The following is an 11,777-nucleotide window of genomic DNA, read 5'->3' on the forward strand; positions in this document are numbered from 1 at the left end:
GTCAACTACTTCCCGGAAGGACCACCCCATGACCGCAGTCAGGATCGGCATCATCATCGGCAGCACGCGACCCGGTCGCGTCGGCGACCAGGTCGCCAAGTGGGTGCTCGAGCACGCCGCCGAGCGCAGCGACGCCGAGTTCGAGCTCGTCGACCTCGCCGACTTCGCACTGCCGCACCTCGACGAGGCCGTGCCGCCGAGCATGGGCCAGTACGCGCAGGCGCACACGAAGGCCTGGGCCGAGAAGGTCGACTCGTTCGACGGGTACATCTTCGTCACCCCCGAGTACAACCACTCCACCTCGGGCGCCCTCAAGAACGCGCTCGACTTCGTCTACGGCGAGTGGAACGACAAGGCTGCCGGGCTCGTCAGCTACGGCGCAGCGGGCGGCACCCGTGCCGCCGAGCACCTGCGCCTGATCCTCGGCGAGCTGCAGGTCGCCGACGTGCGCCAGCAGGTGTCGTTCTCGCTCATGACCGACTTCGAGCAGTACGTGAACTTCACGCCCGCCGCCTACCACCAGGGCATGCTGGCGACCCAGCTCGACCAGCTCGTGCCGTGGGCCGCGGCGCTCAGGGGCGTGCGCGAGTCGCGCGCGGAGCTCGCTCGCGCGGCGTAGTCCGGGCGATCGCGAGCATGAGCGACGCGCCCGTCAGGCGATGGCGGGCGCGTCGCAGCCGACCAGGACCGTTGGCGGGGACGATGCCCCCACGCGACGCGGAGCCGGTCAGGCGGGCTGGTAGGTCAGGCAGTCGGCGTCGTCGGCGCCGGGTCCGATGCGCACGGATGCCGCGGTGCACTCGAGCGAGTCGTTGTGGATGCACTCGGCGCGCTGGCAGGCGCCGACGTGGCTGACGACCTTGTCGAGGCCGCCCTTCGTGCCGAGCGGGATGAAGGTCGCGCACTCGGCGTCGCCGACCGCACCGCCGATCGTGACTGCGGCGGCGTGGCAGTGCGAGTGGTCGTTGTAGGAGCAGCCGCTCACCGAACACTCGGCAACGGCGGGCAGTTCGTCGAGCGTCATGCTCATGGTGACCTCCTGAGGCGGTTCCGACCGTGCGTTACGGGCGATGCTAGCCCCCACCGCCATCGCCCGCAGTACCCCCGGCGGTCTTTTTCGCAGATCAGCCGCTATTTCTTTGTTAGGTTTGCCTCACCTACGCCACGACTGCGGCGCGGTCACGCGGGCGGGTTCTCGGGGTCCAGCGTCTCGATCGTGTCCTCCTCGACCGGGTTGTCGGCGTCGAGCTGGTCGGCGTCGGGGCCGGGCTCGTCGTCGTCGCGCTCGTCGTCTCGCGGGTCGGTCATGGTGCATCCTCCTCCATCGATGCACCCAGCGTCCGACCCGCCGCCGCGTGCGGTCAACGGGTTGACGATGGGGTCGCACGGATGCCGCCGCCGGGTCAACTGTGCACAGGCACTGGTCCCGACGGGACTCCTCTTGCCAGAATGGGCGGGAACCCCGGAGGTGCGCCATGGATGTGGAAACCGTGCTCTGGTCGATCCTCGGCCTGATCGGCGCCGTGGGCGGCGTCCTGCTCCTTGCGGCCCTCTGGTCGCTGATCCGCGCGCCACGGTAGTCACGGCCCGCACCGCATGACGACCCCCGGCGTCAGCGCCACCACCGTCGCGTCGGTGCGTCGCGCCCTGAAGAAGGGCGGCACGACCGATCGCAGCGCCGCGATGCTCCTGCTGCTCGGCACCGTGATCGCGATCGTCTGGGCGAACTCGCCGTGGGGCTCGTCGTACGAGGAGTTCTGGCAGACCCCGATCGAGGTGACGATCGGGTCCTTCTCCGCCCAGCTGACCCTGCATCAGCTCGTCAACGACGGGCTCATGGCGTTCTTCTTCTTCATCGTGGGCCTCGAGGTGAAGCGCGAGTTCACGATCGGCGAGCTCACCGATCGCTCGCGCGCCGCGGTCCCGGTGATCGCGGCCATCGCGGGGCTCATCCTGCCGGCGCTGATCTTCCTGATGCTCAACGCGAACACCGGCCAGGCCGACGCGTGGGGTGTGGTGATCTCGACCGACACCGCGTTCCTGCTCGGGGCGCTCGCCATCATCGGGCCGAAGTTCCCGGCTCGCCTGCGCACGTTCCTGCTGACCCTCGCCGTGGTCGACGACATCGGCGCGCTCGTCGTCATCGCGGTCTTCTACAACCACGGCCTGCACGTCGTGCCGCTCGCGATCGTCGCGGTGCTGCTCGTGCTGCTCGCCCTCGTGCGGTTCCTGCCCGCGGGCCGCGGCCCGGCGTACACGGTGCTCGGCTTCGCGCTGTGGCTCGCGGTCGCCGCCGCCGGCGTGCACCCCACCCTCGCGGGCGTGGCCGTCGCCCTCCTCATCCCGGTGTTCCCGCCGCAGCGCAACGAGGTCGAGCGGGCGGCGGAGCTCACGCGCGCGTTCCGCGAGTCGCCGAACACGGCCTACGCGCGCGCCGCCACCCGCAGCCTGCGCGATTCGATCTCGATCAACGAGCGGCTCCAGTCGGCGTGGGCACCGTACATCGACTTCATCGTGCTGCCGATCTTCGCGCTCGCGAACGCCGGCGTGCGGCTCGACCCCGAGACGTTGGGCGCCGCGGTGTCGTCACCGCTCACGTGGGGCATCATCGCCGGCCTCGTGGTCGGCAAGTTCGTCGGCATCACGGGTGCGACCGCGCTGGTGCGGATGCTGCGGATCGGGCGCCTGGCGCCCGGGCTCACGATGCCCCGCATCGCGGGCGGCGCCGCGCTGTCGGGCATCGGGTTCACGATCGCGCTGTTCATCGTCGGACTCGCGATCGAGGACCGCGAGACGCAGGACCTCGCGCGCGTGGGCGTGCTCGCGGCATCCGTCATCTCGTTCGCGCTGGGATGGGCGATCTTCGTCGTCGGCGACCGCCTCCGCCCGCCCGTGCCCATCGGCAAGGTGCTCGTGCGGCCGTTCGATCCCGAGCGCGACCACTTCCGCGGCCGGCCGGACGCCCCCTTCCAGATCACCGAGTACGGTGATTTCGAGTGCCCGTTCTGCAGTCGTGCGACGGGGTCGGTCGACGCGGTCATCGAGCACTTCGGCGACGACGTGCGCTGGGTGTGGCGGCACCTGCCGCTCGAGACCGTGCACACGCACGCGAAGGAGGCCGCGCAGGCGTACGAGGCCGCCGCGCTGCAGGGCAAGTTCCTCGAGATGGCGCGCACGCTCTTCGCGAACCAGGACGAGCTCACCACCGACGACCTCTTCGAGTACGCCCGGCAGCTCGACCTCGACATGGAGCGGTTCGCCGCCGACCTGCGCTCGCCCGCGGTGGTCCGGCGCGTCGAGGACGACCAGCTCGACGCCGAGATGATGGACCTGCACTCGACGCCGACGTTCTTCATCGGCGGCAAGCGGCACATGGGCCCATGGGACTCGGCGACGCTGATCCGCGCGCTCGAGGCGAGCCGGCCGGCACCCGAGCCCGAGCGCGAGCCCCGACCGGATGCCGCGGGCTGACGCCGGCCCGTCTGTCGGCGTCAGGCGTTGTCGGGGTTCGTCGCCCTGCCGTCGAGCCAGAGGGTGTCGCTCGCGTCACTGTGCGTGCCGCCCGAGTCGACGTGCTTCGCGTCGATCTTGGGGCCCTTCTTGATGACGTGCACGAGCGCCATGGCGTGCCCGCGCCCGAGGTCGTAGTCGGCCTTCAGCCAGTCGACGATGACGCCCGCCTTGACCGACGGGTCGTCGTAGCCCTTGTCGTGCGCGAGCTCGATGAACTGCCGCGGCGTGAGCCCCGTCTTCTCCTCGATGTTGTCGAGGTACGCCTGGAACGACATGCTGCCCCTTCTCGTCGCCCGCTGCGGTGCGGCGACGGCCTCTCGCGAGTCTAGGACGGGCGTCCGTCACTCAGCGCCGCCACCACCTCGTCGACCCAGGCGGGCACCTCGAGGCTCGCCGGGCCGTGCCGCACCTCGTCGAACAGCGGGGTGATCTCGCTCGCCGCGAGGTTGAGCTCGACGGTGCGCGCGCCCCATTCCGCTGCCGTCATCACGAACCCGGCCGCCGGGTACACGGCGCCCGAGGTGCCGATCGCGGCGAACACGTCGCAGGCGAGCAGCGCCTCGTCGATCGCGTCGAGCTCGTACGGCATCTCGCCGAACCACACGACGTCGGGTCGCAGCATCCGCCGACCGCAGACCGGGCACGGCGGCTGCTCGACGAGGTCGGCCGTGACGGGCGTGCGCGCGCCGCAGTTCGCGCACAGCGCGGTGAGCAGGTCGCCGTGCATGTGGACGACGCGCTGCGAGCCCGCCCGTTCGTGCAGGTCGTCGATGTTCTGCGTGACGACGAGCAGGTCGTCGCCCAGCGTGCGCTCGAGCCTGGCGAGCGCGTCGTGCGCCGGGTTCGGCTCGACCCGGGCGACGGCGTGCCGCCGCAGGTCGTAGAAGCGCTGCACCGTGTCGGGATCGCGCTCGAACGCCTCGGGCGTCGCGACGTCCGCGACGCGGTGCCCCTCCCAGAGCCCGCCCGCGTCGCGGAACGTCGGCACGCCGCTCTCCGCCGAGATGCCGGCGCCCGTGAGCACGACGAGTCGCATGGTCCATTGAACCGCGCCGCTCCCGCGGGCCGCATCCGTCGGCCTCCTCGATGTACGACCACGGGCGTACCGCAGGTGACTCCGGCGAGCGGATGCCCCGCCGCCGCGCCCCGGGCATCGTGGAGGTCATGTCCACCGCCACGCGCACCACTCCGCCGAGTCCGGCAGGGTCCCGAACCGACCCGGCACGGCCGGCCGCACCGCGCCCCGCGGCGGGGGCCCGCGTCATCCGGATGTCGCTGCCGACCCGGGTGCGCAAGCTCCTGCTGCTCGTGCACATCGCGGCCGCGGGCGTCTGGGTCGGCCTCGACCTCGTGCTCGGGATCCTGGTCGGGACGGCCCTGCTCGGCGACCCGACCGGCGCCGGCGCGGCGGCCGCGACCATGGCCGCGGTCGCCACCTGGCCGCTCGTCGCGGTCGGACTCCTCACCCTCGCGACCGGCGTGCTGCTCGGGCTCGGCACGAAGTACGGGCTCATCCGCTACCGGTGGGTGCTCGTGAAGCTCGTCGTGAACGTCGTGCTCGTGACGCTCGTGGTGCTCGTGCTGTGGCCGGGCGTCACGGCCGTCGGCGAGGCTGGACGGGCGGCGCTGGTCGAGGGGGACGCGCCGACGATGCCCGCGACGCTCGTCTTCCCCCCGATCGTGTCGTCGACGGCGCTCGTCGTGGCGATGACGCTGTCGGTGTTCAAGCCCTGGGGTCGGACGCGTCGACGGGGGTAGCTCGCCGCGCGGGCGGTACCGAAGTGCCGAAGTGCCGAACGCCCGCAGTGCCGACGTGCCGGAAGCCTCCCAGCCTCCGCCTCAGCGCTCGATCTCGCGCCGGTCGTCGGACGGACGCACGAGCGCCCGGAGCACGAAGAACACGATCACCGCGACGACCGCCACGATCGCGAGCTTGCCGATGAACCACAGCAGGCTGAACAGCAGGTCGACGACGAACCACGCGATGATGACGGCGACGATCACGCCGATGACGGTCCAGACGGTGCGGCTCACCCTTCGAGGCTACCTGCCGCGACCGGCATCCCGCCGAGTCGGGCCGAGATCTCCGCGGCCGTCGCGCGCGCCGCCGCCACCACCTCGTCGAGTCCGACCGCGCTGTACGACGTCGCGACGTACGGCACCGTGAGCGCCGCGACCGTGTGGCCGCGCCGGTCGGTGATCGCGACCGCGACATCGGTCACGCCCGCCTGCAGCCGGTCGGGCCGGGCGAGCCAGCCGTCGTCGAGCTGCGCGGCCTCGCCGGGTTCGAGCGCGGTGGACATCGCGGCATCCGTGCCCGCGGCCAGCACCGCACCCGTCGCGGTCGACTCGAGCGGGAAGCGCGCGCCGACCCGCACGTGGTAGCCGAAGTCGGCGGGCGACTCCGCCTGCGCGACGATGCGCACGGCGCCGGCGTCGTCGATCCCGAGGTTGCACGACTGGCGCAGGTGGTCGGCGAGCCCGCGCATCGGGCCCGTGGCGAGCTGCACGAGCCCGCGCAGCGGCGGGTGCCGGTGCGCGAGGTCGAACAGCGCCATCGAGAGCACGTAGCGGCCCGACCGGTCGTCGCGCGTGAGGTAGCCGCGCCGCTCGAGCGTCGCGAGCACGCGGTAGATCTGGCTCACGTTTCGGCCGACGCGCTCGGCGATCTCGGTCTGCGTGAGTCCGCCCGCCTCCCCCGCCAGGAGCTCGAGGATGTCGAGCGCCTTGTCGAGGGCGGGGGCGGAGTAGTCGGTGCCGCGTTCGGTGCTGCGCTCGGCCATCGGATGCCCAGTCGCGGCCGTCAGCGGTCGGCGCCGAGCGCGCGCACGAAGCGGCGGGCGATCTCGCGCTCGAGGTCGTCGGGCACGGGCTGCGCCCCGGGCACGAGCGTGGACGCGGCGGTCGCGACGCGTTCGAGCGAGAGCGACTGGAGCAGGAACCCGAGATCCATGGCCTCGAGCGAGTTGCCCTTCGGCTCGCGGCCCGCCAGGTTCACCATGCGCCCGCCGGCGAGCAGGATCACGTGCCGCCCGTCGGGCAGGTCGATGCGCTCGATCGCGGCGTCGAGCTCGGTGACGTCGGTCGCGCAGGCGGAGAGCGACTCGACGTCGATCTCCCACGGGAAGTGGCCCGCGTTCGCGAGCACCGCGCCGTCGGGCATGCGATCCACGATCTCGTCGGTGATGATGCCCGGATGCCCCGTGGCGGTGATGAAGAACTCGCCCCACTCGGCGAGCTCGCCGAGGTCGGCGACACGGTAGCCGTCGAGCGCGGCCTCGAACGCCTTGAGCTCGTCGATCTCGGCGACGGCGACGCGGCCCCCGAACGCGCGCAGGTACTGCGCGATGCCGCGCCCGCACCAGCCGTAGCCCGCGACCACGAACCGGCGCCCCGGGATCATCAGGTTCGTGATGCGCATGAGGCTCTCGACGACCGACTGGCCGACCCCGTGCCGGTTCTCGCCGATGGCCTTCAGCGCGCTGTCGTTGATGACGATGGTCGGGAACGGGATGCGGCCCGCGAGCTCCGCCCGCAGCCGGATGCCGCCGCTCGTCGTCTCCTCGGTGCCGCCCACCACCCCGTCGGCGAGGCCGGCGGCCACGATGCCGGCGGCGAGATCGGCGCCGTTGTCGAGCAGGATGTCGGGCCGCGCCTCGATCACGGATGCGACGTTCGCCTCGTGCTGGGCGAGCGTGTCGTCGCGCGCGCCGAACACGGTCATGCCCTGGCCGCGCAGGAACGCCACGACGTCGTCCTGCGTGGAGCCGTGGTTGCCGGTCGCGACGATCTCGGCGCCGCCCGCGGCGAGCACCTCGAGCAGCACGGCCGTCTTCGGCTCGACGTGCAGCGACATCCCCACACGGCGACCGTCGAACGGCCGGCGCTCGGCGAACTCGTCGCGCACGGCGGCGAGCAGCGGCATCCGCGATCTGATCCAGCGGGTGCGCGCGGCACCGCGTTCGACGAGCTCCGACATCGGCGCGACCTGACTTTCATATATGAATGATGCTTTCACATATGGTAACGGATGCCGCGTCACGTCCGCCATCCCCGGGATACGCTGGCCGGTGCGCCTGCCGCCGCCGCGGCATCCGCTCCCCCTCTGGACCACCGGGAGGCACCGCAGTGCACGAGACGACCGAGGCCGGCGCGCCGGCCCTCCACCCCGACACCGTCGCCATCATCGCCGGACGGCCGCCGCATGAGCCCGACGCGTCGATGAGCGTGCCGGTGCACCTCTCGTCGACGTTCGTCGCCGGCGGCGACCTCGTGTACGGCCGCTACGGCAACCCGACCTGGACGGCGTTCGAGGACGCCCTCGGTGCCCTCGAGGGCGGCCGGTGCGTGGCATTCGCCTCGGGCATGGCCGCGATCGCGGCGGTGCTCGACCTCGTCGAGCCGGGCGCCACCGTCGTGGCGCCGCGCCACTCGTACACGGGCACGGTCGCCCTCCTCGACGACCTCCAGGCGAAGGGTCGGCTGCGGGCCGTGTACGTCGACATCACCGACACGGTGGCCGTCGCCGCGGCGGCCGAGGGCGCCGCCATGGTGTGGTTCGAGTCGCCCACCAACCCCGCGCTCGAGGTCGCCGACATCCCGGCGATCGTCGTGGCGGCGCACGAGCACGGCGCGCTCGTCGTGGTCGACAACACGTTCGCGACCCCGCTGCTGCAGCAGCCCCTCGCCCTCGGCGCCGACCTCGTGGTGCACTCCGCGACGAAGTACATCTCGGGCCACAGCGACGTGCTCATGGGCGCGGTCGTCGCGGCCTCGCCCGAGCACGCCGACGCGGTCGTGCAGCGACGCTCCCTCACGGGCGGCATCCCGGCACCGCTCGAGACGTTCCTCGCGCTGCGCGGACTTCGGACGCTGCCCGTGCGCCTCGAGCGCGCGCAGGCCAACGCGCAGGAGCTCGTGCGCCGGCTCGAGGGGCACCCGGCGCTCGAGGAGGTGCGCTACCCCGGCTTCGGCGCGATCGTGTCCATCGTCGTGCGCGGCGGCGCGGAGCCGGCCGAGGCCCTCGCGGAGCGCACGAGCCTCTGGGTGCACGCGACGAGCCTCGGCGGCGTCGAGTCGACGCTCGAGCGCCGCCGGCGGTGGCCGCTCGAGCAGCCGACCATCCCCGAGGGGCTCGTGCGGCTCTCGGTCGGGCTCGAGCACGTCGACGACCTGCACCGCGACCTGGTGGGGGCGCTCGACTCGCTGGTGTAGCGGGGCGCGGGCATGCCGCCGTCCCGCCGTCAAGCCCCGACGGCTCGGCGGCGGGCCCGTCCTAGAGTGGTGCACGTGGTGGGCCGGTTCTTCTCGGGTGTCGGGATGCTGCTGCGGGGGTTCCGCTTCTGGGGCCGGCGCCCGGGCGTGATGATGCGCGGCCTCATCCCGGCCGCGATCGTGTTCGTGCTCATCGTCGCGGGACTCTCCGCCCTGGCCGTGAACCTCGCGGGCATCGCCGACTGGATGACGCCGTTCGCCGACGACTGGGTCGACCCGTGGCCCATGGTCGTGCAGGTGCTCGTCGGCGCGGTGCTGTTCGGCGGGGCCGTGGTCTTCGCGGCCCTGACGTTCACGGCACTCACGCTCATCGTCGGCGACCCGTTCTACGAACGGATCTGGCGCGCCGTCGAAGGCACCGTCGGCGGTCCGGTTCCCGAGCAGGGGACGGGGTTCTGGCGCACCGTCCGCGACGGGATCGGGCTCATCGGCCTCGCCCTCGTCACGGCGATCGGCGTGGGACTGATCGGGTTCATCCCGGTGGTCGGCGCGGTGCTCGCGCCCGTGCTCGGCGTGGTGCTCTCCGGGCGGCTGCTCGCCATGGAGCTCACCTCGCGACCGTTCGAGGCGCGCGGCATGGACGGACCCCGGCGGCGGGCGATCCTGCGGGGGCACCGCGCCCAGCTCTTCGGATTCGGCATCGCCACGCAGCTCTGCTTCATGATCCCGTTCGGTGCGATCATCGCGATGCCCGCCGCGGTCGCGGGATCGACGTTCCTCGCCCGCTCGGCACTGGACGCGGCCGCCGCAACCGCGGCGACGACGCCGTCCCAGCCCCTGCCACCCGCCCAGGTCCCGAGCTGACCCCCGTCATCCGAATGCAGGAAGTTCCGCCCGACACGCCGGGCGGATGCCGCGTCGCCACGGCCTGTCGCGAAGGAGTTCCCGCATCTCGAGGGGAACGGGACGCTCACGCCCCGGGCGCGCGCCCGTCGAAGAGCAGCATCGGCACCGGACCGAACGGCATCGACCGCACCCGGAGGCGCCGCACGTCGACACCCGTGAAGCCCGCCTCGACGAGGGCCTGTTCGGTGTCGCGGTCCCAGTGGCATCCGTGGCAGACGCGCTTCGCGATCGGGGTGGCGACCGCCTGCACGAACCGCTTGAGCGTGCGCGGCGGCGCCTGCACGTGGTCGACGAACACGACGCGTCCGCCGGGGACGAGCACGCGGCGCACCTCGGCGAGCGCGGCCGCCTGGTCGGTCACCGAGCACAGCACGTAGGTGCCCACGACCGCGTCGACGGAATGGTCGGGCAGCGGGATCGACTCGGCCTTCGCGTCGAGCGGCGCCGCCGCGTGTCGCCACTCCTTCGCGCGGGTCGCGAGCTCGGCGCGTCGCGTCGCGTCGGGCTCGAGGCCCTGCCACTCCACGTCGGGGTCGAACGCGCCGAAGTTCTCGCCGTCGCCCGCGCCGATCTCGAGCACGCGCCCGCGCACGCGCGCCACGAACTCGCGCTCGAGGTCGTCGAGCTCGTCGTCGTCGATCAGCGGCGTGGCCACTCCGGCACGCTACCGCGCCGATGCCCGGGCGTCAGCCCAGCGGCTCCCTTCGACGGGCTCAAGGAGCGACCCCGTCAGCCCTGCACCCGACCCGACGTCGCGGCGATGCGCTTCAGCAGCGGCGGCTTCGCGAGCACCCAGGCCACGACCATGACCACGACGGATGCCGCGAACACGGCGAACCCGACCCAGTCGTCGGCGTCGCGAGCGGCGTACATCTGGTTGAGCTTCGCGAGCGCCCCCGTCAGGAACACGAGCACGACGTGCACGAACGTGAACGCGAGGAAGAACAGCATCACGGGGTAGTGCACGGCCTTCGCGAGCTTCTCGGGGAACGCGCGCACGAGCGGCCCCTCGAGCGGCCAGATCGACGAGAGGCGCAGGCCCGTGAGGATCGCGAGCGGCGACGCGATGAACACGACGGTGAAGTAGGCGAGCTGCTGCAGCGCGTTGTAGACGACCCACGAGTTCTCGGTCGGCCACTCGAGCGAGGCGTACTGCAGCGCCGCCGAGAGCGCGTTGGGCACGACCGCCCAGTCGGCGGGCACGATGCGCAGCCACTGCCCGGTCGCGAACAGGAGGACGACGTAGACCACGCCGTTCAGCACCCAGAACGCGTCGAGCCACAGGTGGAACCAGAGGAAGATCCCCATGCGGCGCGGATTCCGCTTCGTGCGCGGCCAGCGGGTGTTGTCGCGCGTCCAGAAGCCGGGCGGGCGCTGCTTCGACCGCAGCTGGAACCCCGTCCGCACGAGCAGCAGGAGGAAGAACGAGTTGAGGAAGTGCTGCCAGCCGAGCCACGCGGGGATGCCGACCGGCGTCCCCTCGGGTGGCGGGACGATCCCGGGGTACGTCTCGACGAACTGCTCGACCGCGGGGAACGTGGCAAGCCACCGGGCGACGAGCACCACGACGACGAGCGCGACGAGCGAGATGACGGTCCACCAGAGCACGCGCTTGCGCTGCGCCTTCCACCAGTCGCCGACGCGATCGGTGCGGCTGGGCTTCGAGGAGGTCACGGTCATCTCCGGGGGCGTTCCTTCTCCGGTGGGGGCCGGGCGGGCCGGCGCGGTTCGGCGCGCACGCGCGCCCGAGTCGTCGCGGCGGACAACGGATGTCTCGACCCTAGCGTCGGCGGCCTGGACCGCGAAGTCCGTGCGCAACAGGCCGCCATGCGCGCCGGCTGGGAGTCTCACAGCCGCCGGCACTAGTGTTGCGCGCACGGGGCCGTCCAGGCCCCCGACCAAAGGGCGTCACCGTGTCAGACAAGTCACCGAAGAAGTCGTCCAGCAAGACCGCCGCCACGAAGACGCTCAAGGAGAAGCGAGCCGACAAGAAGGCGAAGGTCGCCAGCCGCGCCGGCAACGACGTCACCGACGTCACGCACCGCAAGTAACCGCGCCGGTCGACGCGGGCGCCGCCCCCGAGGTTCGCGGGTGGTGCTCGCCGTCGGTCGCGCCCGATCCGGGTCGCCCGGCCACCTGATGGC

The 11,777-nt window shown here is 72.3% G+C and carries 15 protein-coding genes; 6 read left to right on the top strand and 9 right to left on the bottom strand.

Going from position 1 to position 11,777, the window contains the following annotated elements; translation table 11 throughout:
* The first annotated feature begins 28 nt into the window (after positions 1 to 28).
* Positions 29 to 619, top strand: coding sequence for an NADPH-dependent FMN reductase (locus tag ACWGO8_RS03370; protein WP_452041717.1), 591 nt, complete (start codon positions 29 to 31; stop codon positions 617 to 619).
* Positions 620 to 727: 108 nt separating this feature from the next.
* Here the strand turns inward: ACWGO8_RS03370 and ACWGO8_RS03375 are convergent, their stop codons facing one another.
* The gene (locus ACWGO8_RS03375) at positions 728 to 1,030 is read right to left on the bottom strand and encodes a DUF1540 domain-containing protein (RefSeq protein ID WP_376956170.1); all 303 of its coding nucleotides are present in this window, start codon (positions 1,028 to 1,030) and stop codon (positions 728 to 730) included.
* Positions 1,031 to 1,179: 149 nt separating this feature from the next.
* Positions 1,180 to 1,308, bottom strand: a complete 129-nt coding sequence (locus tag ACWGO8_RS03380) for a hypothetical protein (RefSeq protein ID WP_452041718.1) — start codon at positions 1,306 to 1,308, stop codon at positions 1,180 to 1,182.
* Between the two features lie 288 nt (positions 1,309 to 1,596).
* Here ACWGO8_RS03380 and nhaA point away from each other — a divergent pair, with 288 nt between their 5' ends.
* Positions 1,597 to 3,471, top strand: a complete 1,875-nt coding sequence (gene nhaA, locus ACWGO8_RS03385) for a Na+/H+ antiporter NhaA (protein WP_452041719.1) — start codon at positions 1,597 to 1,599, stop codon at positions 3,469 to 3,471.
* Positions 3,472 to 3,491: 20 nt separating this feature from the next.
* Here nhaA and ACWGO8_RS03390 read toward each other — a convergent pair whose 3' ends face one another.
* Entirely contained in the window at positions 3,492 to 3,788 is a 297-nt protein-coding gene (locus tag ACWGO8_RS03390) for a DUF4287 domain-containing protein (protein WP_452041720.1), read from the bottom strand.
* 50 nt (positions 3,789 to 3,838) lie between these two features.
* Positions 3,839 to 4,549, bottom strand: a complete 711-nt coding sequence (locus ACWGO8_RS03395; protein ID WP_452041721.1) for an NAD-dependent deacylase — start codon at positions 4,547 to 4,549, stop codon at positions 3,839 to 3,841.
* A gap of 233 nt (positions 4,550 to 4,782) precedes the next feature.
* On the opposite strand from ACWGO8_RS03395, the gene ACWGO8_RS03400 reads away from it, so the two are divergent.
* Complete coding sequence (locus ACWGO8_RS03400) at positions 4,783 to 5,271, top strand: hypothetical protein (RefSeq protein WP_452041722.1); 489 nt, start codon at positions 4,783 to 4,785, stop codon at positions 5,269 to 5,271.
* 81 nt (positions 5,272 to 5,352) lie between these two features.
* On the opposite strand, the gene ACWGO8_RS03405 is transcribed toward ACWGO8_RS03400, so the two are convergent.
* The 3 genes from ACWGO8_RS03405 to ACWGO8_RS03415 are packed head-to-tail and all read right to left on the bottom strand — an operon-like array spanning position 5,353 to position 7,492.
* Positions 5,353 to 5,547 carry a hypothetical protein gene (locus ACWGO8_RS03405; RefSeq protein WP_376956162.1) on the bottom strand — a complete coding sequence of 65 codons (195 nt, stop codon included), beginning with the start codon at positions 5,545 to 5,547 and terminating at the stop codon, positions 5,353 to 5,355.
* On the bottom strand, positions 5,544 to 6,296 hold the full coding sequence (locus ACWGO8_RS03410) for an IclR family transcriptional regulator (RefSeq protein WP_452041723.1): 753 nt from the start codon (positions 6,294 to 6,296) through the stop codon (positions 5,544 to 5,546). The genes ACWGO8_RS03405 and ACWGO8_RS03410 overlap by 4 nt, the downstream gene beginning before the upstream one ends.
* A gap of 20 nt (positions 6,297 to 6,316) precedes the next feature.
* Positions 6,317 to 7,492 (bottom strand): adenosylhomocysteinase, encoded by a 1,176-nt coding sequence (locus ACWGO8_RS03415; RefSeq protein WP_452041724.1) that lies wholly within the window; start codon positions 7,490 to 7,492, stop codon positions 6,317 to 6,319.
* Positions 7,493 to 7,641: 149 nt separating this feature from the next.
* On the opposite strand from ACWGO8_RS03415, the gene ACWGO8_RS03420 reads away from it, so the two are divergent.
* Positions 7,642 to 8,727, top strand: coding sequence for a trans-sulfuration enzyme family protein (locus ACWGO8_RS03420; RefSeq protein ID WP_452041725.1), 1,086 nt, complete (start codon positions 7,642 to 7,644; stop codon positions 8,725 to 8,727).
* Positions 8,728 to 8,802: 75 nt separating this feature from the next.
* Complete coding sequence (locus tag ACWGO8_RS03425) at positions 8,803 to 9,591, top strand: EI24 domain-containing protein (RefSeq protein WP_452041726.1); 789 nt, start codon at positions 8,803 to 8,805, stop codon at positions 9,589 to 9,591.
* Positions 9,592 to 9,697: 106 nt separating this feature from the next.
* On the opposite strand, the gene ACWGO8_RS03430 is transcribed toward ACWGO8_RS03425, so the two are convergent.
* Positions 9,698 to 10,288 carry a class I SAM-dependent methyltransferase gene (locus ACWGO8_RS03430; RefSeq protein ID WP_452041727.1) on the bottom strand — a complete coding sequence of 197 codons (591 nt, stop codon included), beginning with the start codon at positions 10,286 to 10,288 and terminating at the stop codon, positions 9,698 to 9,700.
* 74 nt (positions 10,289 to 10,362) lie between these two features.
* Complete coding sequence (locus ACWGO8_RS03435; protein ID WP_452041728.1) at positions 10,363 to 11,313, bottom strand: cytochrome b/b6 domain-containing protein; 951 nt, start codon at positions 11,311 to 11,313, stop codon at positions 10,363 to 10,365.
* A gap of 233 nt (positions 11,314 to 11,546) precedes the next feature.
* Between ACWGO8_RS03435 and ACWGO8_RS03440 the strand changes: the two genes are divergently transcribed.
* Positions 11,547 to 11,684 (top strand): hypothetical protein, encoded by a 138-nt coding sequence (locus ACWGO8_RS03440; protein ID WP_452041729.1) that lies wholly within the window; start codon positions 11,547 to 11,549, stop codon positions 11,682 to 11,684.
* Positions 11,685 to 11,777 lie beyond the last annotated feature (93 nt).

This window comes from Agromyces sp. NPDC055661 (genome assembly GCF_053618135.1).

Coding starts and splice junctions, on each gene's coding strand:
- ACWGO8_RS03370 (WP_452041717.1), top strand. CDS start 29: ATGACCGCAGTCAGGATCGGCATCATCATCGGCAGCACGCGACCCGGT.
- ACWGO8_RS03375 (WP_376956170.1), bottom strand. CDS start 1,030: ATGAGCATGACGCTCGACGAACTGCCCGCCGTTGCCGAGTGTTCGGTG.
- ACWGO8_RS03380 (WP_452041718.1), bottom strand. CDS start 1,308: ATGACCGACCCGCGAGACGACGAGCGCGACGACGACGAGCCCGGCCCC.
- nhaA (WP_452041719.1), top strand. CDS start 1,597: ATGACGACCCCCGGCGTCAGCGCCACCACCGTCGCGTCGGTGCGTCGC.
- ACWGO8_RS03390 (WP_452041720.1), bottom strand. CDS start 3,788: ATGTCGTTCCAGGCGTACCTCGACAACATCGAGGAGAAGACGGGGCTC.
- ACWGO8_RS03395 (WP_452041721.1), bottom strand. CDS start 4,549: ATGCGACTCGTCGTGCTCACGGGCGCCGGCATCTCGGCGGAGAGCGGC.
- ACWGO8_RS03400 (WP_452041722.1), top strand. CDS start 4,783: ATGTCGCTGCCGACCCGGGTGCGCAAGCTCCTGCTGCTCGTGCACATC.
- ACWGO8_RS03410 (WP_452041723.1), bottom strand. CDS start 6,296: ATGGCCGAGCGCAGCACCGAACGCGGCACCGACTACTCCGCCCCCGCC.
- ACWGO8_RS03415 (WP_452041724.1), bottom strand. CDS start 7,492: ATGTCGGAGCTCGTCGAACGCGGTGCCGCGCGCACCCGCTGGATCAGA.
- ACWGO8_RS03435 (WP_452041728.1), bottom strand. CDS start 11,313: ATGACCGTGACCTCCTCGAAGCCCAGCCGCACCGATCGCGTCGGCGAC.